Here is a 25,043-nt window from a genome sequence, read left to right on the forward strand (position 1 = left end):
GCATTGCCTTAGTTTTAAGTATTAACTATTTATTAACTATTTATTGAAAAATAGTTTACAAACCTACCCTACAATTGTATTATCAAAATTCGAAAGGATGAATTGTGAAGAAAAAACTTTTATTCGCCTCAGCAATGATTGCAAGTCAATTATTTGCCCAATCAATTGACTTTGAAATGATGAATAAAAACCCTCAAAGAGTGGTTCCTAATTCTACTACTGAAATATTATCATTTAACAAAAATATTGAAAACTCTATGTATTCAGTAGTAAATATATCTGCAAAAAGACATGTAAATACAAATGTAAGTAATTTACCATTAGAAATGTTCAACGACCCATTCTTCAAAAGATTTTTTGGAGAGCAGTTTGGAAATCAATTTAAACAAAACAGAGTTCAACGATCTCTTGGTTCTGGTGTAATTGTTTCTAAAGATGGATACATAGTTACAAATAACCATGTTATAGAAAATGCAGAAGAAATCACAGTAACAATAGGTGATAACCCAACAGAATATAATGCAAAACTTATTGGAAGAGATGCTGATAGTGATTTAGCCGTTATTAAAATCGAAGGAAAAGATTTAGAGCCAATGAAACTTGGAGATTCAACTTCTTTAAAAATTGGTGATGTGATTTTTGCTATGGGTAATCCATTTGGTATAGGAAGTACAGTAACTCAAGGTATTATTTCTGCACTTAACAAAAATAAAGTTGGTATTAATAGATATGAAAACTATATTCAAACAGATGCTTCAATAAACCCTGGTAACTCAGGTGGTGCACTAATTGACTCAAGAGGTGCATTAATAGGTATTAATACAGCTATCTTATCAAAAAGTGGTGGTAATAATGGAATTGGTTTTGCAATTCCTGTAAACATGGTAAAAGATGTGGTTAAAAAACTTGTAGCAGATGGTAAAGTAACAAGAGGTTACTTAGGTGTTGCTATTGGTGATTTAGATAAAGATTTATCAAAAGTTTACAACAATAAAAAAGGTGCTTTAGTTCTTGATGTTTCTCCTGGAACTCCTGCTGAAAAATATGGTATTAAAAGAGGTGACTTAATTTATTCTATTAATGGTAAAAAAATCACAGATAGAACTTCTTTACAAAATGTTGTAGCTTCATTTAAACCTAAACAAAAAGTTAAAATTGCACTTGAAAGAGATAGAAAAAACTTAGAACTTGATATAGTTTTAGGAAATAGAGAATCATTAATAAAAATTTCTTCAAATAATAGTAAAGTTCTTGGTGGATTAAGACTAAAAAATATCGATATGAATATCAGAAAACAGTATAGACTTCCATTAAGTGCACAAGGTATTTTAATCTCAGATGTTGAACCAAAATCAAAAGCTGAAAAAACTGGCTTCCAAGCAGGTGATATTATTATTCAAATTGAAGATATTGAGATCAAAGGCTTTGATGATATGGAAAAAGCTTTAAGTAAGTATAATAAGAAACACAAAAGAGTTTATGTAAATAGATATGGTCAAACAATTCTATTTGTAACTAAATAAAAAGGATTCGTCATAATTAAAGTACTAATGATAGAGGATGATTTAGAGTTAGCTCAGATTATCACTGATTACCTAGCCTCATTTGATATAGAAGTAACAAACACTGATAGCCCTTATAATGGGCTATCAATGCTAAGTGTAGATAAGGATTATAAACTTCTTATCTTAGATTTGACACTTCCTGAGATTGATGGATTAGAGTTAATCCCAAAAATTAGAGAAAAGAGTGAAATACCTATTATTATCTCAAGTGCAAGAGATGATATTTTAGACAAGGTTATGGGATTAGAAAGAGGTGCTGATGACTATCTTCCAAAACCATATAATCCAAGAGAGCTTCAAGCTAGAATCAAAACTATTTTGAAAAGAGTAGATACAAATACTGAAACAAAAAATGAAGTAAAAGCTACAAACTCTGTTTTTGAAATAAAAGAAGATGATATGCAAATCAACTTTAAAAATAATGCTTTAACTTTAACTCTTGCTGAGTATGACATTTTGAAACTTCTTATCCAAAGAAATGGTGGTGTTGTATCAAGAGAAGACTTTATTTATGCAAGTGACCATATAGAAGATGATTCATCACTAAAAAACATAGATGTAATTATTTCAAGAATTAGAACAAAATTAGCAAAATTAGATGATACTCAAACATATATTAAGTCAGTAAGAGGTATTGGGTATAAACTAATATGACAAAAAACATCTCTATTTCTGCATTTATAAATATCATTTTTTCTTTAGCTTTTATAGCTGTTATGATTACTTTTGCATTATTTATTAGATTTGATCAGCAAAGATATGAGATAACACTACAAAACAGATATGAACTAGTTGCAGAAAACTTCTTAAGTGCCTTTCAAAACCAACCAACTGTTGAAACCCTTGAGAATCTTTTTAAAAAGTTTAAAGTAGAACCAATAAAAGAAAGAGATGCAAAACTTGAAATCATAAAACAAGCTCAAGAACTTACAATCACACAGAACTATTTAGGAACATATAGAGTTTATAAATATGATGAACATTACTATATCTATGTACAACAGTATGGATATAATATCATGCTAAAAGATATAAGAAATCATAACTATAATGTAGCTATTATAATCCTAGCTATGGTTTTATCTTTAATTACCTTACTATTTTTATATGTAACTTTAAAAAGAAAACTTTTACCTTTAAAGCTTTTAAATAAACAAATTATTGAATTTTCAAATGGGAAAAAAGATGTAAAAATTAAAAGCGTAAGTAATGATGAAATAGGAACTATTGCAAAAAGCTTTAATGAAGCAGTAACAATCATAAGTAATCAAACAAAATCAAAAGATTTATTTATGCGAAATATGATGCATGAGCTTAAAACTCCTATTACAAAAGCTATGTTTATTGCTGAAACACTTGAAGATGAAAAAGCTAGGGACAATCTTCAAAAAGCTTTTAAAAGAATGGATGATATTATCAAAGAACTTGCAACAGTTGAAAAAATCACTTCTCAAAATAGAGCTGTTTACAAAGAGCTAACATCTTTTTTTAATATCTATAATAAAACTTTAGAAATCATGATGATAAACCCTGAAAATATTACTTCAAAAATCAAAGATTTTAAATTTGAAGTTGACACATATATGTTTTCTATAGTTTTAAAAAACCTAATAGACAATGCTATAAAATTCTCTCCAAATAAAAAAGCAATAATAAATGCTTCAAAAGAGCAAATAATAGTAAGTTCAAAAGGTGAGCCTTTAAAACATGAACTTGAATACTACACAGAAGCTTTTTGTCAAGAAGAAAAAAGAAGTGATGGTTTTGGTCTTGGACTTTATATAGTTAAAACTATTGCTAACTTACATGGCTATAAGCTAGAGTATTTTTACAAAGATGAAAAAAATCACTTTGTAATAAATATGAAAAAAGAGAAGAGTTAAACCTCTTCTCTTACATCTTTCATAACTTCAAACCAATCTCTTGAAAACTTGTTTTTAATATACTTTTCCCTGTGAGGCACGATACAGCCTGAACAGTTTTGATGAATATAATCTTCACCAATATATTGAGATCCATCTTTTGAGTTAATATTACATTTTGAAAAAAGTGTTTTTCCTTCAACTTCTTCAAAACCTTCCATTTTAAACCTAAAGTTAGGACAGGCACATAAATAGCAGTTTAAATCTTCGTAATCATGGCATTTTTTATTGTCTTTGTATAAAGGACAAAAATCTGGTTCATTTTTTACCATGTTGTCAAATCTAAAGTATTCTATTACCTCATCCATTGATTTATCTGTAAGTTTTTTCATAACATTTGCGTGTAGCTTACCTTGTTGGTTAAACCACTCTTCGTAAGTCATCATAATACTCCTAAAATTAATACTGTTATTACTAATATATCTAGTTTATTTTTTATTGAAATAGCTTTTAGAACATCACTATTTTCTATAATATCTCTACCTCTTCCAAAAAACGGTTTATCTTTTACTTTTCCAAAATAAGAAGTAGGACCACCAAGTTTAACACCTAAACCTAAAGCAATAGCTGAGATAGGAAGCCCTGCATTTAAACTATCATGTTTTTTACCATATTTCCCAAACTCAAATAGTGCTTCTTTTGAGAAGAAAAATAGTGCTATTAAAACAGCTGTGATTCTTGCAGGGATGTAGTTTAGTATATCATCTACTATTGCACTTACTTTTCCAAACTTCTCATACTTTTCATTTCTATATCCAACCATGGAATCAAGAGTGTTTATAGCCTTATATACAAAAGCCCCAACTATTCCAAAGCATAAAAGATAAAAAAGTGGTGCAATTACTCCATCACTTAGATTTTCACCATATGTCTCAATGGCTGCTTTATTTACATCACTATTATTCATACTACTTGTATCACGACTAACAAGATAAGATATTTTTTGCTTTTTTACATCAAGGTCATCTGAACTTACTATATCTTTAACACTATCATATAGCATTTTAGAAGCTAAAGTAAAAGAGGCTAAAAAGCCTTGAATAAAGATATTATCAATCATTGATAAAAAAGAAGTGATTACAAATACTACTGCAACTAAAGAGATAGTTAAAAGCCCTCCTCTTAAAACTGAGTCTTTATAAAATCTCTTTTCAAACCACTTGATATAATCTCCCATAAAAATAATAGGATGTTTTAAGAACTTTAATTTTTCAAACTCTCCAAAAACTAAATCAAGAACATAGGCTATTAAAGCAATACTATAAAACACTCTGCTCTATCCTATTTACATCAAGTCTGCTTTTCATCTCACCTATAAAAGTATCTAAAGTATCTTTTTTATACTCATCAAACGAGTATCCAATATATTGGCTATTTATACTCTTGAAGTACTTAGTTCTAAAAGCATCATTATCAAAAATACCATGAACAAAGGTACCTTTAAAATTCTCTTTTTCATAAGATAAAGGATATTTCTCACTCATACCATGATGTATCTCAAAACCTTTAATACTCTCTCCAAAAAGCTCATAACTTTGTTTCTTTAAAACTTTTTTCTTTTCAAAAACTATATTTGAAGGGATTATTCCAAACCCCTCTTCCACTAAAGGTTCACTGTTTTCTAAAGCATATTTATCATCAAGTGTTTCAAACATCATTTCATAGCCACCACATATAGCACAAATGTGTCCTTTGTAGTTTTGTATTTGCTCATATAAGCCCATATCTTTTAACCACTTTAAGTCTTTAATGACAAGTTTTGAACCAGGAAGAATAACTAAATCAAATTTATCTAAAGATACATAATGATTTACAAACTCTACAAAGACCTCATCATCTGCTATTAAAGGCTCTATATCATTGTAGTTACTCATATGTGGATATGATATAACTGCAATATCTAGTTTTTTATTTTGAGGTTTTTGAATAAAGTTTTGTAAAGAAGCACTATCTTCAAAACCTAAATTAAATGGAATATAGGGTAAGACTCCTAAAACTGGTATTTTAAACTCTTCTTCGATGATTCTAACACCCTCATCAAATAAAGTTAAATCTCCCCTAAATTTATTTACAATAACCCCTACTACATTCTCTCTTAGTTTAGGGGGTAATAAGTGATAAACCCCATAAATAGAAGCAAACACTCCACCCTTTTCTATATCTGCTACTAGTATAATCTTTGTATTGTATTCATCTGCTATAAAAATATTTGATAAGTCTTTATCCATAAGATTTAGCTCTACTGGACTTCCAGCACCCTCACTTACAACAATATCATACCTTTCATCTAAATACTCATAACATCTTTTAACAGCAGGTTTTAAAAGGTCTAAATCTCTATAATATTCTCTTACATCTTTGTTTGTAACTACTTGTCCTTCTACTATTAGTGAAGCAGAGTTTCCTCTACCTGATTTCAATAGTACTGGATTTAAGTGATAAGAAGTTTCAACTCCTAAAACTTCGCTTTGAAAGTATTGAGCTATTGCTATTTCACTTCCATCATCACATACATGTGAGTTATTTGAGACATTTTGAGCCTTAAAAGGAGCAACACTATAAGCTAAGTCTTGAAGTATTTTTGCTATTACAAAAGTGATAGTTGATTTACCAGCATCTGAGCTAGTTCCGAAGATAGAGATATTTTTCATTTTATTCCTGCGATTATATTTTGTGACATTATAGTAAAAATAAAATTAGAGTAATCGAGGAATAAAATAAAAGCTTTTATTTATGAAGCTATATTATAAGTATAATTGTACTTTTCATACCAGTTTGTAGAAAGTAAAGCCTTTTGTCCTAATTCATTTGTTTGTAAAAACTGTAATAATTCATCATTTTTGTTTTGTTCACACACCTCATGAAAAACCTTAAAAGCAAAGTTCATATGCTCTTTAATATGCTGTGGTGTTGGGTCGTACTTTTTTAAGTCTATATTTCTTTGTGCTCGAAGTTCTAACTCCTGCTCTTTTGAAATATAATCCAAAATAGTTCCAGTTTTAGGAGTCCTAACTGTCTTAGACTCTAAATATTTCATATAATCATCGTGATTAAACACTTCTTTTAAATCAAATTTTTTTAACTCATTTTGAAAGTTCATCCTAAGCCTTTGTCATAAAAAGTAAAAGAAGTATATCAAATCTCAAAAACATTTTGGTTACGCAGTTTGTATAATAAATAGTTTTTTAATCTTCTAGTATTCCTGTTTCTATGAAGGTGTTTATTTGACTAAATATATCACTATCTACATTTTTTCCAATTTTTAAACTATTCGCATAAAACTTTACTTCATAGTTTTTTATATTACTATCAAAAAAATCTTTATATATTTCATACTGTCCTTGAGTAGATACAGTTTTTTCTAACTCTTTCATATAGATTTTTAAAGACTCATATTCTTTGTACTCTCTATTTTTGTTTGAACCATAAATCTGTATATTAGAACTTTTTATACGGTTATAATCATCTGAAATTTTTTCTAACTTATCAAAAAAACCTATTATTCTATACTTATCCTCTTCTTTAAAAAACAGAACATGATATAAAATAAAATATAGATTAACTAAAATCAAACATCTTACAACATCATCATTTTTTTTCTGAGTCTTATCATTTTCTATCCACTCTAAAAGGTTGTCTAATGCCTGTATATATATTCTTGCATTTAAAACTTCTGATTCTTCAAAGGTTTTTAAAATCACATCACTATAATCTTTTAGTACCTCATATTTATTATCAAATATCGAATTAAATAGTTCTTCTATGCTTGGCTTATATTTCAAATACTTAGATACAGTCTTTTCTTTTACATTTGAAAAAATATCTTTTTCTTCACCTTCAAATACATCATCATTTAAAATAATCACAACTTTGCATTTGAAATTCAAAGTTAATTGAGTTATAAAACCAAAAAGGTCATTTAAATCAATATCTTTTGATTTTCTTTCAAAATCATCAAAGCATATCACTCCGCCATTTTCAAGTCTTTTTAGTGCTGTTTTTTCTATATTGTCTTTTTGCTCTTCTTTTAATCCAGATGCAACTTTTTTAGAGCCAAATCTTGACATTCTTTTTGTAAAAGTAGAAAAGCCTTTTGTTACAAAATTTTCTCCACCAATTGCTGAATAGTAAGCTTGAGAAAATATATCATTTTCTATCTCTTCAATTGAACTTTTTCCATATAAACTTATATATGAATAAACTTGACTTTTTTCTTTTAGCTCTTTTTTGAATTCATCACTTGCAATAATATTCTGCCAAAAGTGAGTCTTACCACTTCCCCATTTTCCAGAAAGCATAATGACTTTAGCATTTGAGATTTCATCTTTTAAATAGCCATCTTTATTTTCATTGCCTAATAAATAGTTTTTTAGTTTTTCTTGATTTGACATTTTTTCACTTATATTTTATTTTTTATACTTTATCAAAAGATATTAAAAAACGTATTTAAATATATAAAGTTATCAAAAATTCTACTTGATCTTATACCCTTCATTTACGATGTTATTTATAATATCAACTGGAAGTTTCTTCCTTAAATCTCTAATAAACAGCTTTAAAGCGTTTTGTGTCATAAACTTATCTACCCAAATATACTCTTGAATCATATCATATGTAACAATTTTATTTTTATTCTCATGTAAAAGCTTTAAAAAATGTTTCTCTTTTTTTCTTAAAGCAATAATATCATCTTCATATGTTAATTCATTTGTTTCAAGATTCAAATACAAATCCTCAGCAAGAAGAATTTTTTCACCATTTTCTTTAAAAAGAGCACTAGAAATAGCTTTTAAAAGTTTTTCATTTGTTGCAGGCTTTAAAATATAGTAACTTATATTATCGTTTATAAGTTCAAGTAAATACTCTTCTTTTGAGTAAGCACTTAACATTATAACAGGTGATTCTGGAACAATTTTTCTTATTTTTTTTACTAATTCTATTCCATTTCCATTTTTCATTTCAATATCTAAAATACATAAATCTGGCTTTTCTTCAACAAAAATTTCATAACCGTCTTCACCACAATTTGCTTCAAATACATCTTTAAAATAAAAGCTCATTGTATTTGCTATTCTTTTTCTAATCTCATCATCATCTTCAACCAATAATACACTTAAGTTTTTAACTTTTTTAGCTAACTGTCTCATAATAACTCCTTTATACTTCTATTTTAAAAATTGCTCCATCTTCATAGTTCTCAACACTTAATGATCCCTGCATATTTTTTTCTATAATCATCTTTGACATATACAAACCAAGTCCTGTACCTTGAGATTTTTTTGTTGAGAAGTAAGGTTCAAATACCATCTGAATATTTTCAAGTTCTATTCCTCTTGCATTATCTTTTACTGTAACTATTGATTTATTATCTTGTTCATCTATGATTAGACAAACTTTTTTGTTTTCAATATTTTTTTCTAGCAACTGATCTTTTGCATTAATTAAAAGATTTAGCACTACTTGAGAATACTCTCTTTTATAGCCTTTTATCTTTTTGTCTTTATTTATTTCAAAAATCAAATCAATATTCTCATTTATATAGGTGTCTCGTATTAAGGCAATTGAGTTTTTACAAGCACTTGATACCAAAAACTCTTCTTTTTCTTTTTCAGGCTTAAAAAAGTTTTTAAAATCCTCAATAGTCAAAGACATATGTTCAATTGTATTAGTAGCTTCACTAAGAGAAGATAATATATACTTTTTCTTTGCTTTTTTAAACTCTATTGCTGTTTCTAACTCCATTATTATGCCAGATAATTGGCTCAATGGTTGTCTCCACTGGTGAGAAATCATATTAATCAAAGTTCCCATTCTTGCAAGTCTTGACTGATGAAGCATTGCTCTATCTTTTTCTTTTGCTTCTTTTACTGCTATTTGTACTTTTTTATTTAAATCTTTATTTAGGTTTCTTAATTTTTCTTCCTTACTTTTTAGCTTTTCTTGATACTTTTTTATTGTTGAATTTATTTTTGAAGAGACCTCAACCGCAAAATAAGAAACAAATAAAATTAGAAGTAAAGATATTACAACTGTTGTTCGTATATAATCAAAAATTCTTTTCTCTAAATCCTTCTTTTTTTTCTCGATTACTTCTTGAACATCATCAAAATAAACACCAGCACCTAGAACCCAATTCCATTCTTTATATAATTTTACAAAGGTAAGCTTTTTTATTTTTTCTTTTTTATTTGGTTTATTCCAGTAATACTCTACAAAAGTACCCTCTGGATTTTTAATAGCTTTTTTTATAAATCCTTGAACAAATAAATCACCTTTCCCATCTTTTAGATTTGTATCATCTTTTCCAATAAAATCTTTTCTATATGGATGAGCAAGTAAAATATTCGTATTTTTATAAATTATAAAATAGTTATCATCTCCAAATCTAAGGTACTCACTCCATCTAGCAATAGTCTCTTTTAGACTATCTATATCATAATAAATATCTCTTTTTATAGCAATAATTAAATTTTTCTTTTTAAAATATCTAAAATAGTAAAGATTACTTTTAAATTTAATTTTAAAAACTTCTTTCTTTAAAATAATCTCATTTTTTATTGAAGAAAGCTCGTCTTTATAAAAAAATACATCCATATCTTTATAAAACTCTTCGCTATTCATATCATAAATAACAAAATCCGAATTTTCATTTGAGTGCTGTTTTATAAAATTCAAGTATTCTTTTTCATTAAAATCGCTCTTTTCTAAAAGTTCATAAAAGCTGTTAATTTGAATATTTAAAGCTTTTTTTATATTATCAGCTGCTACCTTTTTATGATATACAATATACTCATAAATATAATCAAGCTCATTTTGAAGTACTTTTTTTTGATTGATTAAATACTCTTTTTCTATTTTTTCAACTTCTTCATTAAGATAGTTTTTTTGCATTGAAATCAAAGTATATAAAATTATCACTGCTGAAATAACAATAGTACAAATAGGTGTAAAGACGATAAGCCTTGGTATGTTCTTTTGTGAAAACATTAAAAACTCCTAATTCTAGTTGTTTTAATTAAATCAATACTATTATATATGAACTTTTTATTTTTTCAAAAAAAAAATACATCTCATTTACATTCTATATGGTTACCATTTGAAATATAGAAACTAAGGAGTCAAAAATGAAAAAAATTCTATTAACAACATTAGCTGGAATTACTCTTGCTACAAGTGCCTTTTCAGCACCAGATAAAATGAGAGTTGTTGGGTCGTGGGGACATCTAACTATGTTTAGTGAATTTGAAAAACCATATTGGAAAAAGACTTTTAAAGAAGAGTTTCCTCAAACAAGAACAAGGGTAACTTCTATAGGTCAAGTAAAATTAAAAGGTGCAGCTGTTTATAGACAACTATCAAAAGGTGCATTTGATGTAGTATCAACTGTTGGAGGATATGTAGTATCAGATTCTCAAACTATTGCAGGCTTAGATTTGCCTGCTATTGCACCTGATATTCAAACTGCAAAAAAAATAGTAGCAGCATATAAGCCTACTTTAGAAAAAGCTTTGAAAAAAGACTTTAACTCAAAACTTTTAGGAGTAAAACCCTATCCTGCTCAAATTTTATTTTGTAATGAAAAAATAGAATCTCTATCAGATTTAAAAGGAAGAAAAGTAAGAGCAGGAAGTTGGACTTTAGCTGAGTACCTAGATGGTTTAGGAGCAACTGGAGTTACACCACCTTTTAGTGAGATTTCATCTGCATTACAAAGAGGTGTATTAGACTGTGCTGTTGCAGGTGGTTTATCTGGATATTCATCTGGTTGGGGTGATATTGCAGGTTATTTATATCCTATTCCTGTTGGAGGATGGGCTTATGTTTTAACAGCTATGAATCTTGATACTTGGAATAAATTCTCAAAAGAAGAACAAGATAAATTATTAGCTTCATATGATAAAAATGTAGTTCAGCCTGTATGGGACAAGTCTGATTTTGAGTCATCTGAGGGTGTAAAGTGTCTTACAGGAGAACAGTGTGCTTATGGAAAAACATATGATATGAAACTTGTTGACTTTAAACAAAAAGATTTAACTATCTCAAAAGAAATTTTAGAGCAGAGAGTACTTCCTAAATGGGCAGAAAAAGTCTCTCTTGAAGTTGTAAATGAATGGAATAGTTCAGTAGGGAAAGTAGTAAATTTAAAAGCAAATAAATAAGGAGCTATTATGATTAAAATCCTAGAAAAAAGCTCTGTTTGTATAGTTTATTTATGTGGTATTCTTTTATTTGTATGTGCTTTTTTAACAGCAATTGAAGTAATACTTAGAAAGTTTTTTTTAATATCATTTGGAGGCATAGATGAAATTTCATCTTATATCTTAGCAATAACTGTATCTTGGTCTATAGCCTATGTACTATTTGAAAAAATGCACATTAGAATTGATATTTTATATCATAAGTTTTCAAAAAAAATACAATATTTTTTAGACTTTTTTGCAATGCTTATGAACTTTGTATTTATTGCATTAATTACATATTATGCATATGAAGTATTTATATATTCATGGGATAAGAATTCTCTTGCAAATACTCCTTTGGGAACGCCTTTATGGATACCTGAGCTATTATGGTTTGCAGGTTTTGGATTTTTTCTATTTGTAATTTGTATCTTACTATATAAAAGTTTTGAAAATATAGTTTCAAAAAGAAAAAATGAATTAAGTACTATAAAAAAGGAGACAGAATGTTAGCTGTAATTTTATCATTTGTAATACTATTATCATTTTTAGCATTATCTGTTCCAGTTGCATCATCTATTGCAGGTGTAGCAATTATAATAGGTACATTTTTCTCTGATTATCCTGTTTTTACCTCAATTGGTGAGCTTACATGGAGTACAAGTACTGAATATATCTTATTGTCTATTCCTTTTTTTGTACTTCTTGGTGAAATTTTACTTCACTCAGGAATGGCTAGAAAAATATACTTTGCTTTAAATGTGTGGTTATCATGGTTACCTGGTGGATTAATGCATTCAAATATCGCAGCATCAACATTTTTTTCATCAATTTCGGGTTCATCAGTTGCCACTGCTGCAACTATAACTACAGTTGCTATGCCTCAAGGAAGAGAATATGGGTATAAAGAAGGTTTATTTGCAGCATCAATTGCAGCAGGAGGAACACTTGGAATATTAATTCCACCTTCTTTAAACCTTATTATTTATGGTTTTTTAACAAATACTTCTATTCCTGAGCTGTTTATGGCTGGATTAATTCCAGGAATTTTACTTGCTATTTTATTTATGTTTTTTATTTATTTAAATTCAAAATATAAAGGTAGTACAACTAAAAAAATTCAAACATATACTTGGAAAGAAAAGTTTAGTGAGCTTAAAAATTTTCTTCCTACTTTATTTTTGTTTTTTGTAATCATGGGATCTATTTATACAGGTCTTGCTACACCAACAGAAAGTGCAGCATTAGGAGTAGTTGGAGCTTTAGTTATTACATATTTTGCTAAGCTACTTACTAAAGATGTATTAAAGAAGGCTATTGAAGGAACTATGAAAACAACTGGAATGATAATGCTTATTATTCTAGCTGCTAACATTTTGAATTTTGTACTTATTTCAATTGGATTGATTGATGAAATTGAGTATTTCTTAGAAGATATGAATATCTCAAAATATACTCTTTTATTTATAGTTACAATTATGTTTATTGTCTTAGGTCTATTTATAGAAACTCTTTCTTTAATGGTGATTACAATTCCTGTAGTTGCTCCTATTATGTTAAATATGGGATTTGACGGAGTTTGGTTTGGTATTTACTTAATCATCCTAATAGAAATGGCCTTGATTACACCACCTGTGGGATTAAACTTGTATGTGGTGCAAAGTATTAGAAAGAAAGGTTCAGTTGTAGAAGTGATGAAAGGATGTACTCCTTTTGTTTTAATAATGTGTCTTATGGCATTTTTATTAGTTTTATTTCCACAACTTGCACTTTTTTTAACTGAATTTGTTTAAAAATGAGGGGATTTTAAAGCCCCTCACTTAAAAATACACCTCAAATACATCTAGCAAATATATAATCTATACATATAAACGAAAGGATTTAAGATGAAAATTACATTTGATCATATTTCATTAAGAGCAAAAGACTTAGAAGGGATGAAAGAATTTATAACTCAACTTCTAGGTCTAAAAGTTGGATATAGACCTAAATTCCCATTTCCAGGTTATTGGTTATATTCAGAAGGAGTTGATGATGCACTAATTCATATGTTTGGAGAAGACGCTTCTTTCTATAAAAAAGGTCTAATAAATGAAGATTTCAATAAAGAAAGTGATGGTAAAAATATAGTAAATCACGTATGTTTTTATAGTGATAACTATGAAGAAGTGATGGATAGAATAGAAAAAATGAACCTTGATTACTCAATAAATACTGTTCCAAATTTACCTATAAAACAGATATTTATAAAAGCTCCTGAAAACTTAATCATTGAGATTCAATCTATTCCAGAAGAAGATATGATAGAAGAGTAAATATCTAATTTAACTCACTACTATCTAAAATAAAAGTCACGGGGCCATCGTTGTGAATAGCAACATCCATATGAGCTCCGAACTTGCCTGTTTGAGTGTGAACTCCTAAAGACTCAAACTCTTTTACAAACTGTTCATACATAGCCTTTGCAATATCAGGCTTTTCACTACTATCAAAACTAGGACGTCTTCCTTTTTTTACATTTCCTGCAAGAGTGAATTGTGAGATAATCAAAGCTTCACCTTTTATATCTAAAAGAGATAAATTCATCTTACCATCACCATCAGCAAAAATTCTAAGGTTTGCTATCTTAGTTACAAGCTTATTTATATCTTCTTTTCTATCACCTTTTTTTACACCAAGTAAGATATTTAAACCCTGCCCTATTTCTCCAACTACTTTTCCTTCAACTGTAACACTTGAGGAACTAACTCTTTGAATTACTGCTATCATTTATACTCCAACTTTTCAATTACTAACTTTTTATTCTCAAAAGGATCGATTATCGCTTCTATTTCATCAAACTTATATTTTAATCTAAAGCCAATTTTAGAACCTGTTGCTGTGCTTTCTAGGATGTAAAACCTTTTGTCATTTACATACAAGGCTTTTTTATTTGCTATTTTTTCTTTTAGACTCACTATTACAAATATATGTTTTGGAACTAGTACAAAATAAGCTTCATAGCCACTTACTTTAAGAAGGGAGATTAAAAGATTTGATTTATCATCACAATCCCCAAAGTTTTGTTTTACTACTTGTTTTGCACTTCTTGCTACAGATTCATTTATCTTATATGGTATTGCCGTTGTGAAATCAAGCATTGCTTGTACTTCACACTTTTCATCACCTTTTATACAATCTTTTGTTAAGTATGAAGCCAGTCTTTTTGTATAATCATCAACTCTTACTTGATTTACATAAGTGCTGTCACCTATATCTATAAACTGGTTTTTTACTATAAAAAATGACGTGATTATCATATAAATCACATAAGCTATAAATATAAAAGATAAAATAAAAGAGAAGTATTTTAAAAACTTATTGTCTATTAACATATCTTTTCTAGTGCCTCTTTAAACACTTCATTACTATGTGAAGACTTTACAGCAATTCTTGCATAAGTACCATCCAAAAAGTCAAAATTGCTACAATCTCTTATCATAATTTTGAAAGGCTTTAGTTTCTGTTGGAACTGTTTTGCTGTTATGTTTTTTAGTTTAACAAGAACATAGTTCGCACTACTTTGATAGATATGCTCTATTAGATTGCAAGATTGTAGTATCTTTTCTAATTGAATTCTATTTTTTACATTTATAGCTTTTGCAATTCTTTTAAAAGTATAATCTTCAAGTGCTGCTTGCAAGTAGTTTGAATCAAACTGTGATAGTTTCCACATAGGCTCAAATCTTCTTAAACTATCTATATTTTGCTCATTTGAAACAATAGTTCCTACTCTAATACCGGCACTTGAATAGAACTTTGTCATTGATTTTAAGATATAAAGTTTGTCATATTTTTTGATATATTTTGTAGCTGACTTTCCATCACAAAAGTCTAAAAAACTCTCATCTATCAAAATAGTACAATTCCTTTTTATCCAATACTCAATAAGCTTATCTATATCATAGTAAGTTCCATCAGGAGTTGATGGATTTACAAAAACTACTAAGCTTCCTTCTTTTACAGGTAAAAAAATATTCTCAAATCTATTTATAGTTCGAAGTTCATAGCCAAAATTTATAGAAGCTTTTTTATACTCCAAATAAGCCGGGCTATAAACAGTACAATGTGTTAAATTAAGATGTTTAAATAAAGCAAAAATAGCACTACTTCCACCATTGAAAAGCTCAATTTGACTTGCCTTTACACTATAGTTTAAAGCTATTTTTTCATATAAACTATCATAAGTTGGATAAGCAGAAATATCAAGTGAGTTAAAATCTAAATTAATATTTGGTTTTATAAAGTTGATATTTGATGATAAGTCTATTATATCTTTTACTTCACACTCAAGCTCTTTTGCAAAAGCTTCTACTTGACCACCATGCTCGAAAGTATTCATACAACTAAAGCCAATGCCACATTAAGTAAGATTAGTTCCACATGCTCTAAAGTAAAGCCTAAACAATCCCCATTTACAAAACCAAACTGTTTATCTAACTTCTTTAAAACCAAATAAAAACTAAGTAGTGAAACAAATAAAAGAACTAAAACATATGAGCCAATGAATAAAGCAAAAACTATATATAAAAGACTAAAAAGTTTAACTTTTCCTACACCCGCATCTTGAAAAGCAAGAGATAAAAAACTATCTTTTGCAAACTTAAAGTAGCCAAGTAAATAAATAAAATTTAGTCTTGAAAACATACATATTATAAAAAAAAGAACATACTGCTCTTCATAAAGTAAATATGTAATAGCCCCTACTTTTAATAATACAAAACTAAAAGTATATAAAGCCCCAATAGCACCAATAGTTGGCTCTTTCATAATCTTATAAGCATCTTTTCCACCATGTGAAGCAAACCAAGCATCAACCACATCACAAACTGCTTCAAGATGTAAAAAACCATATAATGCAAGATATACAACAGCACTTATAAAAGAAGCATATAAAGGATTAAAAAGCTCATTTAATCCTAAATTTAAAACTATTACAAATGCTGAGATAATAGCTCCTACAAGTGGTAAAAGTGCCAGTGTGTATTTGTAAGTTTCATTGTTTATTTCCATATTTTTTACAAAAACTGGAATAGTTGAAAAATATGAAAGTGCAAAATAAAAGGCATTTAAAACTGTTTTCATTTTAGTCTTTTCTCCAAACTATATTTTACTTCATAAACCTCATCACATTTTTGAGCTAAATACTGACCTAAAAGACCTGACATATCTACAAAGTCTCTACTGTATCTCTCCATAGGAATTACGCCATTTCCTATATCATTTAAAATAAAAATTACATTACAATCAAGTTCAAAAATCTTATTTAATTGTATTTTCATATGATTTAAACCATCATCCATATTATTTAATATAAACATTGTCATACAATCAATCAAATAAGTTTCACCCTCTCTTACAACTTTAACTAAATCCTTTGGCTCTTCAATAGATAAAAAGTCATCTTTTCTATCTTCTATATGTCTTGAAATTCGCTCACTCATAGCCTCATCTTCATATGAGTTATCATAAGTTGCCACATAATAGGGCTTTTTATCTTTTGATAACTCTAAAGCTTTAGCACTAGCTTTTGAAGTTTTTCCTGACTTTTGACCGCCAAAGTAAAATATTTTCATTATAATCCTAAAAAGTTTTTAATACCTGTAAATACAATCTGAGCAGATAATGCGGCCAAAAACAAACCTGTGATTTTTGAGATTACAAGAAGTCCTTGTTTTCCAACTACTTTTTCAATTATATTTGACATATAAAGCATAATACCTATTACTAAAACAGCACAAACTAAAGCTAAACTTCCCATAAACATAGAAGAAGTATTATCAAAAGTTGCACCCATAACAAGTAAAATACCAATAGTCCCAGGTCCTATTGTAATAGGAATAGCTAAAGGTACAACTGCTAAATCACTTACATTATCAACGCTTTTTTTACTACCTTCCTTATTACCTTTGATTAGATCAACAGCAGATAAAAATAGTAATGCCCCAGCTCCTATTCTAAAAGCATCTAATGTAATTCCAAAAACCTCAAAAATATGCTTACCAAAAAAAACAAGAACTAAACTGATAATTACAACTGAGATAGTAACTTTTATAGCTAAAGCTTTTTTCTCTTTTACTGTTGCTTCATTTGTAACTGTTAAAAATACTGACAACACAAAAAATGGTGTCATAATAAAAAACATTTTTAAAAATGTTGAAATAAATACTTCCATTGTTTTATCCTAAAAAACTCTCGATTTTATTTGTTAAGACTTGCTTATCAACTCCATTTATAGAAGCATAACAAAGTGCACCTCCACAACCAACACCCTCTTTTGCTTCACCTTCATCATAAAGTTTTAAAGCAGGATGAGAAGATAAACTAAAGTCAAAATCACTTGCGTAAGCATTTATTGAAAAACTTAACTGTTCTAATAAAGCTTTTATATCTGAGTTTTCATCTTCATATATCCATTTTGTTGTACATAATGCAATATTTTTTGAGTCAATCTCTCCACCCATAACCTCAATAATCGAGTTTGCTATAAGCAAAGCACTTGCCATTTGTGTACCTCCTGCAAGAACAACTTTTAAGTCATCTCTTCCAGTTGAACCAAGTACAAACCCTGCTGTAAAAATCAACATATTATCTGATACTTTTGATAATCTTGCAAAGACATCATCTTCTTCATTTATTAAAGCCATAGCTTCATTTATAGTTTTTGTTTTTATATCATCAGGTGAGTTTTTAAATGAACTTGAAAATAGCTTATCAACATTATATCCTAAAGCCTTAGCTGTAGAATGAGCAGTTGTAGTACCACTAGGAACTGATTCACCTAAAATCACATAATCACTTTGAAGTTCTAGCTCTTGTGCAAATTGAACGCCTTTTTGAAAAACTTCCATGGCGTTTATATTTGCATTTTTGTTTATTGCATCACTTGCAGATATAGCAAAATCGTGAACTTTAAAATACTCTATTTTAGGAAGTTCTTCTAATCCTAAATTTAACACTTCAATATTTGAAAAAGGCTTTAATTCATGTACTGCTCTTGTAATAAGTGCAGGTGTTGGAACACCTTTTGGTGTTTGAGCTATATTTTCTAAAGACCTTACTTGTTTTACGCATAAAAACTCACTATCAAGAGTAGGAGTAAGGTACAATTTTCCAGGTATCCCTGCTTGGGAAATATTAGGTATTTCACATGTTTTAGTAACACTAGTATTTAATAAGAAAGAAGCTGTTTTCCCTCGTAAATGTTCGAGGAAGTCTACACTTCCCAAAATAGTATTAAAGTTCATTAAAAACCTTTATTTAAATTTTTAGGAAGTATAACAAATATTAGGTTTAAAGTGCTTTTTCTTAGAAATGTTTATTTACAATTTCTAAGAAATCTTTTGGGTTTTTATAGCCTACAATTTGTGAAGCTTTGATTTCTTTATTGTTTTCATCCCAAAAAATAAGTGCAGGAGGTCCTACAACTCCAAATTTAGCTTGTAGGGCTTTATCTTCATCTGTATTTTTTGTAACATCTGCTTTTAAAAGTGTAAACTCATTTAGTTTTGAAATAACCACAGGATCTTTAAATGTAATTCCTTCTAATTCTTTACAAGACACACACCAATCAGCATAAAAATCTAACATTACAGGTTTAGATGAAGCCTTTATTGCTTCATCTAACTCTTTTAAGTTTTTCACATACTTAAATTTAACACCCTCTTCAACAGCTACGCCCTTTGCTGATGTAAACTTAGAGTAAGGCTCTAGTGGATTTGTAGCACCACTTAAAGCTCCTACCATTAAAGAAGCTCCATATATAAAAATCACAACCGTTATTAGTTGGGCTAAGATGTGCTTATAAATTCGTAAGTATATTCCAGTTGCTAAGAATAGTAAAGCCCATAACCACATTACATATATAGGGTCAAGTACTCTATCAAGCATCCATACAGCAACTGCAAGCATTACAATACCAAAGATTTTTGATACTGAATCCATCCAACCACCAGGTTTTGGCATATATTTTCCTGCTCCTAAACCTATTAGAAGTAAAGGTACACCCATACCAATACTCATTACAAATAGTGCCGCTCCACCAAGCACAGCATCACCTGTTTGACCTATATAAACTAAAGCTCCCGTAAGAGGTGCAGCAACACAAGGACCAACTATTAAAGCTGACAAGAACCCCATAATAGCAATTCCTGAGATACCTTGCTTTCCATCTGTAGTTCTAGTAATCTTATTTTGAAGACTTTGAGGTAGTTCTAATTTATAGTAACCAAACATAGAAAATGCAAGTGCCACAAAAATACCTGCAAAAACTGTTAATACATATGGGTTCTGAAGAGCTACTTGAATATTTGCACCAAAAATTGCTGCAACAACCCCTGCTATTGTATAAGCTATAGACATTGAAACTACATAAACAAAAGACAAGAAGAAACCTCTTGCAGGTGTTATTTCACTTTGATTTCCAGCTTTTACAATAATAGAAGATAAAATAGGAATCATAGGGAAAATACAAGGAGTTAATGAAAGCCCAAGCCCTGCTAAAAAGAAAAATCCAAGTATTACAAAAAAACTTCCATCTTTTAAAATATTTGCTATTTCATCTGTCTCATTTAAAGCTTGTGGTTCTTCTTTTATTTCAGAAGAAGTCTGCTTTTGAATATCTTGAGCTGAACTATTGTTACTTGATTCTCCAAAACCAATTAAATCTAAAGTAAACTTTTTACTCATTGGAGCATAACAAAGACCTGCTTTTGAACATCCTTGAAACTGTACTTCAAGTTCATATGAGTTTGATTCTACTTTTGATTTTAAAAGTGAGATAGGAATATTTACATTTATGTTATCAAATTGTACTATCCACTCTTCATAAGGTACTGGCTTTGGAAGGTTTAACTCTTTAGTAATTTCTATTTTTGATGGTTTTGTAATAAAAAACTTTAATTTATCATCATAAAGATATATATCTTGACCTAAATCTAATTTAAAATTTACTGTTTCTTCACTTTTCGTAAAACTTGTTTTAAAAGCCTCGTCTGGCTCTAAAATAACTCTTTTTTCAATGGCAAAAATTGATTGAAAAAGTAAAGCTACTAAAATTATACTTCTTAATATATACACTTTACTACACTCCTTATTCTAAGTCAAATATTTTTCTTGAACTTTTTAAAAGTTCATCTGGCGATTGTATACCAACTATAGTTTTTAATGCTTTCCCATCTTTAAAATATACAAGTGATGGAAGTTTTGTAATCTTATACTTTTTTGCAAGTGCTAATTGTTCATCAATATTTACTTTAAAAATCTCTACATTATCAGGTTTGATTATCTCAAATTCTTGAAGTTTAGTGTTTAAAACTTTACAAGGTGGACACCAAACTGCATGAAAATCAATAATAGCATTTTTGTTTTTTATCTTTGTTTCAAAATTATCAGTAGTTAACTCTTCAAATGCAAAAAGTGAAACTACTGAAAAAAGAAATAAAATTAATATTTTCTTCATATTATTAGCCTTTAAATAAATCCTTATTATATTAATGACATTATATATAATATTTATAAAGAGTTTGTTAATTTGCTTAACTTATATTATATTTATATTGTATTATAATTTTTTATTATATTTAAAGGAATTTTTAAATGGATGAACTAGTTGATTTACAACCTAAAACTGTAGAAAAAATGATAAATGATTCAAGTGTTGTAATGATTGATGTAAGAAGAGAAGATGAATGGTTAAGAACAGGACTTATCAAAAATGCTCATAAAATGACTTTTTTTGATATGTATGGAAACCACAATGTAGAAAAATGGATGGAAGATTTTAAAAAAATAGTTCCAAACAAAAACACTACAATAGTTCTTATTTGTGCCCATGCAAATAGAACAAGAACTATAGGAAACTTCTTAATTGATCAAGGATATAAAAACACTGCCCATTTATTTGGGGGAATGGCTTTATGGCAACAGGAATTAAGAGAAACTATTAAGCATAAAGCTTAATAGTTTAAAAAATATTAAGCTTCTGATGCTTTTCTATCAGCACTAGCTTTTTGTAAAATTTCAATTACATCATCTAAATTTTCATAAGGAATGTGTGATTTCCATTGTACATCTTGACCATTTAATGAAATACCAATACTTACGATATCTGCTGTATCTTTTCCGTATGGCTCTGTTACATTTGAAACAGAAATTTGTCCTTTTTTTGTTCCCGCTAAAGGAAGTGAACCTAGCTGTGTAATAGTTGACATTTTTAATCCTTAGTATTTAAATTTATCTTTATTTTATTTTACATAAATAAACTTTTGTTTAATTAAAATTAAACTAAATTTTCAGCTGGTTCTCCTAAATAATAACCTTGGAATTCATTTACACCCATTTCTAGTACTGTATCATATACTTCTTCACTATGAATAAATTCAGCAATTACTTTAATATTTAAAGCCTTTGAAAATTCAACAATTGATTTAACAATCTCATAAGAGTTTTTATCCTCTGTAATACTTCTAATTAAAGAACCATCAATTTTTATATAATCAGGTCTTGTCTCTAAAATATGTGCAAAGTTTGAATAACCTGTTCCAAAATCATCAATTGCTATTTTTATTCCCTGAGCTCTATATTTTTTGATAAAATCATCTAATAGTTTATAATCAGAGATAAAATCACTCTCTAATAACTCAAAAACTATTCTTTGCTTATGAATAGTGTCAATATGATTTAAATAACTATCTAACATTTCAATAAAGTTTTTATCTTGAATATCTTTAAAACTTAAATTTAAACTTATTTGCTTATCACAATTTTTTAATGTTTCAAAGGCTTTAGCAAAAAGTTGATTTGCAAGATTTATATACTGTTTTGTTTTAATAGCAACTTCTAAAAACTTATAAGGAAGGATATATTCTTCTTCATTATTCTTATTAACATCCCTTATTCTCATTAGAGTTTCATATTTTATAATCTCTTTTTTATTATTGCATATGGGCTGATAAAAAGGAACTATATTATCAGTTTCAATTGCATACTTAATTTTATCTCGCCAATATATTGCTTTTTTAATAATCTCTTTGGTATCAAACTCGCTTGTGTAAGAAACTGATTTAAGGTTATTTCTTTTTGCCTTTTTTAAAGCAATTCCAGCAGTTTTTAAAGGCTCTGCTTGCCCTAAAGAAATACCAATAGTAATATCAATAACAATCTCTAAATCTGTATCTTCTATATATATAGGATTCTCTTTAAATAAAGAAACAAGTCCATTTATAAAGTTTTGAAATTTAAGAGTGTCAATCATATTGTTTTTCACAATAGCAAATTCATTTCCGTATATTCTATATGCCATTGAGTCATAACTAAAAGCAAAATTCTTTAATATTTTAGATGCTTCAATTAAAACTTTATTACCTGTATTAAATCCATATAACTCATTTATATCATTAAATGAATCAATATCAATTATTACTATAGATACGAATTCTTCTTCTTTTATGCTCTCTTCTAAGGCATATCTATTTTCTAAACCTGTTAATTCATCGAAATAAAGCTTTTCTTGAATCTCTTTTGTCTTAGCTTTTACTTGAACTTCCATTTCTTCTTTATTGTTTTGTATTTGATGAACCATACTATTAAATTGGTTTGCAAGAAAACCAATTTCATCATTTGCTTTTTTGTTTGTATAAAGCTCTTTTAATTTAACATCTTTAAACTCATTTAACATCTTATTTAAAGGAACAATAACTTTGATAGTGATAAATATTCCAATTATTGTAAGTACTGAAAAAAGAAGTAGTGATATATTTAAAAGAAGAGAGTTTATACCTGCTAGGAAAATTGAAAACTCTTCTTTATATACAGAAGAGACTATATACCAATCATACTTTTTATTATAGTTTATCCAAGATATTTTTTCATAAGAGTAATTATTTGGATCATAAACCCTATTCCAGTTATAAGTAAAAACTTTATCTTTTTTATAGGCTTTCATAACCTTTTCAAACATAGATATGTTTTCATCAAATAGCATAACTTCTTTTAAATTATTTGCATTAAAATCAGATGAAGGATTTACTATTAGTTTTCCAGTTTTATCAAAAATATAAACATATCCATTCTTACCTAAATTAATAGTTTTTAATAAAAACTCTATATCTTCTGTAAAACTTTTTAAATTAGTAGATTTTCTAGATTTTTGATTTATAGTTGATACGATTTTTTCAAATTTATCTTGAATTTGAACTTTTTGAGTGTTAGCAAGATATTCATTTATTTTAGGTGATAAGAAAAAAACCACAAAAAATAAATATGCAAGAAGTAGCAGTATTAGCATCCATGCCACTTTAAAAAATATTCTATTAGCCATAATTTCCCTAATTATTTATAAGTTAAGGGAAATTATATCTAAAAACAATTACATTAATATAAAAAATAAGTTTATTTATTACTCGCTATTTTATCTGTATATTTAATGTCTTGATTTAAAAGATCTTCTAGTTGAACAAAATCTTTTTCCCAAAGCATAACAACTGTTGATCCCATCTTAAAATACCCCAAACAATCAGCTTTGTTTATTTTAATATTTTCATATTCATATACTTTAATTTCTGCTGTATCAATGTTTGTTTCAACTCTAGGTTCAAACTCAAATACCATTTGACCAACATTAAGTGCACCTACAAAAACCATGTAGAAGATTTTCCCATTTGCTTCACATTCTAAAATTACTCTTTCATTTTGTACAAATAGTTCTAACTCTTTGTTCAGGTATTTTAAGTTTACTGGATATAATTTTCCTGGCACATGAATAAGTTTCTTTAACTCAAAATCATAAGGAGAGTGGTATCTGTGATAATCTTTTGGAGATAAATAGAAATTCATAAAATTTCCATCTTTTAGCTTATCAAAATTATCTTTACAATAATAAGTTAGTAAATCTTCATAAGAGTATTCCATTCCTTTTATTTGTAGAGCTAAATCTCCTTGAATTTTTCCACACTGTGTTATTAAACTATCAGTTGGCGAAATAAATTCATCAACAGCACTTTTAACTTCTCTTGGTATTTCCAATTCTCTTGTAAATAAAGCATTTAGAGATTTATAATGTTTTGGATGTTTAAACTCACTCATATTTAAGCCTAGAAACTTAACATATCCTCTATTTATCACACTTTGAATAGGTGATGGGAATTGAGTTTTTGCGAATTTTCCGAAACATTGAGAAATTACATTTGTAATGTGCATGGTTTTCCTTTTGTAAATTAGTGATGGAATTTTATCTAGATTTACTTCTTAAACTGCTTTAATTAAGTATAATTAGTTAATGAAAATTATCAAGATAAACTTTTTCTTTGAAAAGTTTTGATAAAGTTTCATTTCACTTA

Annotated in this window: 27 protein-coding genes; 8 read left to right on the forward strand and 19 right to left on the reverse strand. The window is 28.1% G+C overall.

Features of this window, described 5'->3' with window-relative positions; all coding sequences use genetic code 11:
• Window positions 1-104: 104 nt before the first annotated feature.
• From NJU99_RS13825 to NJU99_RS13835, 3 genes are read left to right on the forward strand one after another with little or no spacing between them, the layout of a single operon-like run.
• Entirely contained in the window at window positions 105-1,523 is a 1,419-nt protein-coding gene (locus tag NJU99_RS13825; RefSeq protein WP_254576492.1) for a Do family serine endopeptidase, read from the forward strand.
• 12 nt (window positions 1,524-1,535) lie between these two features.
• Window positions 1,536-2,219, forward strand: coding sequence for a response regulator transcription factor (locus NJU99_RS13830; RefSeq protein ID WP_254578104.1), 684 nt, complete (start codon window positions 1,536-1,538; stop codon window positions 2,217-2,219).
• Window positions 2,216-3,448: an ArsS family sensor histidine kinase gene (locus NJU99_RS13835; RefSeq protein WP_254576493.1), complete on the forward strand. Its 1,233-nt coding sequence runs from the start codon at window positions 2,216-2,218 to the stop codon at window positions 3,446-3,448. The genes NJU99_RS13830 and NJU99_RS13835 overlap by 4 nt, the downstream gene beginning before the upstream one ends.
• Here NJU99_RS13835 and NJU99_RS13840 read toward each other — a convergent pair.
• From NJU99_RS13840 to NJU99_RS13870, 7 genes are all read right to left on the reverse strand, one after another.
• Window positions 3,445-3,873, reverse strand: coding sequence for a hypothetical protein (locus NJU99_RS13840; RefSeq protein ID WP_346731810.1), 429 nt, complete (start codon window positions 3,871-3,873; stop codon window positions 3,445-3,447). The two genes, NJU99_RS13835 and NJU99_RS13840, sit on opposite strands and share 4 nt — an antisense overlap.
• Window positions 3,870-4,757, reverse strand: coding sequence for an adenosylcobinamide-phosphate synthase CbiB (gene cbiB, locus NJU99_RS13845; protein WP_254576494.1), 888 nt, complete (start codon window positions 4,755-4,757; stop codon window positions 3,870-3,872). Before cbiB ends, NJU99_RS13840 begins: the two co-directional genes overlap by 4 nt.
• The gene (locus tag NJU99_RS13850) at window positions 4,747-6,138 is read right to left on the reverse strand and encodes a cobyric acid synthase (RefSeq protein ID WP_254576495.1); all 1,392 of its coding nucleotides are present in this window, start codon (window positions 6,136-6,138) and stop codon (window positions 4,747-4,749) included. The genes cbiB and NJU99_RS13850 overlap by 11 nt, the downstream gene beginning before the upstream one ends.
• A gap of 80 nt (window positions 6,139-6,218) precedes the next feature.
• The gene (locus NJU99_RS13855; protein ID WP_254576496.1) at window positions 6,219-6,587 is read right to left on the reverse strand and encodes a hypothetical protein; all 369 of its coding nucleotides are present in this window, start codon (window positions 6,585-6,587) and stop codon (window positions 6,219-6,221) included.
• A gap of 85 nt (window positions 6,588-6,672) precedes the next feature.
• The gene (locus NJU99_RS13860) at window positions 6,673-7,878 is read right to left on the reverse strand and encodes a KAP family NTPase (RefSeq protein ID WP_254576497.1); all 1,206 of its coding nucleotides are present in this window, start codon (window positions 7,876-7,878) and stop codon (window positions 6,673-6,675) included.
• 81 nt (window positions 7,879-7,959) lie between these two features.
• The gene (locus NJU99_RS13865) at window positions 7,960-8,634 is read right to left on the reverse strand and encodes a response regulator transcription factor (RefSeq protein WP_254576498.1); all 675 of its coding nucleotides are present in this window, start codon (window positions 8,632-8,634) and stop codon (window positions 7,960-7,962) included.
• A 10-nt stretch (window positions 8,635-8,644) separates the two neighbouring features.
• Window positions 8,645-10,474, reverse strand: a complete 1,830-nt coding sequence (locus tag NJU99_RS13870; protein WP_254576499.1) for a sensor histidine kinase — start codon at window positions 10,472-10,474, stop codon at window positions 8,645-8,647.
• 137 nt (window positions 10,475-10,611) lie between these two features.
• On the opposite strand from NJU99_RS13870, the gene NJU99_RS13875 reads away from it, so the two are divergent.
• The 4 genes from NJU99_RS13875 (at window position 10,612) to NJU99_RS13890 (ending at window position 13,982) form a co-directional block, all read left to right on the forward strand.
• Complete coding sequence (locus tag NJU99_RS13875) at window positions 10,612-11,646, forward strand: TRAP transporter substrate-binding protein (protein ID WP_254576500.1); 1,035 nt, start codon at window positions 10,612-10,614, stop codon at window positions 11,644-11,646.
• Window positions 11,647-11,655: 9 nt separating this feature from the next.
• Complete coding sequence (locus NJU99_RS13880) at window positions 11,656-12,180, forward strand: TRAP transporter small permease subunit (RefSeq protein WP_254576501.1); 525 nt, start codon at window positions 11,656-11,658, stop codon at window positions 12,178-12,180.
• A complete protein-coding gene (locus NJU99_RS13885) occupies window positions 12,174-13,460 on the forward strand; it encodes a TRAP transporter large permease (protein ID WP_254576502.1) in 1,287 nt (428 codons plus the stop codon). The genes NJU99_RS13880 and NJU99_RS13885 overlap by 7 nt, the downstream gene beginning before the upstream one ends.
• Window positions 13,461-13,553: 93 nt before the next feature.
• Window positions 13,554-13,982: a VOC family protein gene (locus tag NJU99_RS13890; protein ID WP_254576503.1), complete on the forward strand. Its 429-nt coding sequence runs from the start codon at window positions 13,554-13,556 to the stop codon at window positions 13,980-13,982.
• Between the two features lie 4 nt (window positions 13,983-13,986).
• On the opposite strand, the gene dtd is transcribed toward NJU99_RS13890, so the two are convergent.
• From dtd to NJU99_RS13935, 9 genes are all read right to left on the reverse strand, one after another.
• A complete protein-coding gene (gene dtd / locus NJU99_RS13895; RefSeq protein ID WP_254576504.1) occupies window positions 13,987-14,436 on the reverse strand; it encodes a D-aminoacyl-tRNA deacylase in 450 nt (149 codons plus the stop codon).
• Window positions 14,433-15,041 carry a transglutaminase-like domain-containing protein gene (locus NJU99_RS13900; protein ID WP_254576505.1) on the reverse strand — a complete coding sequence of 203 codons (609 nt, stop codon included), beginning with the start codon at window positions 15,039-15,041 and terminating at the stop codon, window positions 14,433-14,435. The genes dtd and NJU99_RS13900 overlap by 4 nt, the downstream gene beginning before the upstream one ends.
• Window positions 15,035-16,048, reverse strand: coding sequence for an aminotransferase class I/II-fold pyridoxal phosphate-dependent enzyme (locus tag NJU99_RS13905; RefSeq protein WP_254576506.1), 1,014 nt, complete (start codon window positions 16,046-16,048; stop codon window positions 15,035-15,037). The genes NJU99_RS13900 and NJU99_RS13905 overlap by 7 nt, the downstream gene beginning before the upstream one ends.
• Window positions 16,045-16,791 (reverse strand): adenosylcobinamide-GDP ribazoletransferase, encoded by a 747-nt coding sequence (locus NJU99_RS13910; RefSeq protein ID WP_254576507.1) that lies wholly within the window; start codon window positions 16,789-16,791, stop codon window positions 16,045-16,047. The genes NJU99_RS13905 and NJU99_RS13910 overlap by 4 nt, the downstream gene beginning before the upstream one ends.
• Window positions 16,788-17,282: a bifunctional adenosylcobinamide kinase/adenosylcobinamide-phosphate guanylyltransferase gene (locus NJU99_RS13915; protein WP_254576508.1), complete on the reverse strand. Its 495-nt coding sequence runs from the start codon at window positions 17,280-17,282 to the stop codon at window positions 16,788-16,790. The genes NJU99_RS13910 and NJU99_RS13915 overlap by 4 nt, the downstream gene beginning before the upstream one ends.
• Window positions 17,282-17,881 carry a MarC family protein gene (locus NJU99_RS13920; protein WP_254576509.1) on the reverse strand — a complete coding sequence of 200 codons (600 nt, stop codon included), beginning with the start codon at window positions 17,879-17,881 and terminating at the stop codon, window positions 17,282-17,284. Before NJU99_RS13920 ends, NJU99_RS13915 begins: the two co-directional genes overlap by 1 nt.
• Before the next feature lie 4 nt (window positions 17,882-17,885).
• Window positions 17,886-18,953 carry a nicotinate-nucleotide--dimethylbenzimidazole phosphoribosyltransferase gene (locus NJU99_RS13925; RefSeq protein WP_254576510.1) on the reverse strand — a complete coding sequence of 356 codons (1,068 nt, stop codon included), beginning with the start codon at window positions 18,951-18,953 and terminating at the stop codon, window positions 17,886-17,888.
• A gap of 61 nt (window positions 18,954-19,014) precedes the next feature.
• Window positions 19,015-20,784, reverse strand: a complete 1,770-nt coding sequence (gene dsbD, locus NJU99_RS13930) for a protein-disulfide reductase DsbD (protein ID WP_254576511.1) — start codon at window positions 20,782-20,784, stop codon at window positions 19,015-19,017.
• 13 nt (window positions 20,785-20,797) lie between these two features.
• Window positions 20,798-21,166 (reverse strand): thioredoxin family protein, encoded by a 369-nt coding sequence (locus NJU99_RS13935; RefSeq protein WP_254576512.1) that lies wholly within the window; start codon window positions 21,164-21,166, stop codon window positions 20,798-20,800.
• 137 nt (window positions 21,167-21,303) lie between these two features.
• Here NJU99_RS13935 and NJU99_RS13940 point away from each other — a divergent pair, with 137 nt between their 5' ends.
• Window positions 21,304-21,666 carry a rhodanese-like domain-containing protein gene (locus NJU99_RS13940; RefSeq protein ID WP_254576513.1) on the forward strand — a complete coding sequence of 121 codons (363 nt, stop codon included), beginning with the start codon at window positions 21,304-21,306 and terminating at the stop codon, window positions 21,664-21,666.
• A gap of 14 nt (window positions 21,667-21,680) precedes the next feature.
• Here the strand turns inward: NJU99_RS13940 and NJU99_RS13945 are convergent, their stop codons facing one another.
• The 3 genes from NJU99_RS13945 to NJU99_RS13955 form a co-directional block, all read right to left on the reverse strand.
• On the reverse strand, window positions 21,681-21,917 hold the full coding sequence (locus tag NJU99_RS13945; protein ID WP_254576514.1) for a hypothetical protein: 237 nt from the start codon (window positions 21,915-21,917) through the stop codon (window positions 21,681-21,683).
• 68 nt (window positions 21,918-21,985) lie between these two features.
• Window positions 21,986-24,025, reverse strand: coding sequence for an EAL domain-containing protein (locus NJU99_RS13950; protein ID WP_254576515.1), 2,040 nt, complete (start codon window positions 24,023-24,025; stop codon window positions 21,986-21,988).
• A 71-nt stretch (window positions 24,026-24,096) separates the two neighbouring features.
• Window positions 24,097-24,903, reverse strand: coding sequence for a phosphatidylserine decarboxylase (locus NJU99_RS13955; RefSeq protein ID WP_254576516.1), 807 nt, complete (start codon window positions 24,901-24,903; stop codon window positions 24,097-24,099).
• Window positions 24,904-25,043 lie beyond the last annotated feature (140 nt).

This window comes from Arcobacter roscoffensis, from assembly GCF_024267655.1.
Taxonomy (GTDB): domain Bacteria; phylum Campylobacterota; class Campylobacteria; order Campylobacterales; family Arcobacteraceae; genus Arcobacter_B; species Arcobacter_B roscoffensis.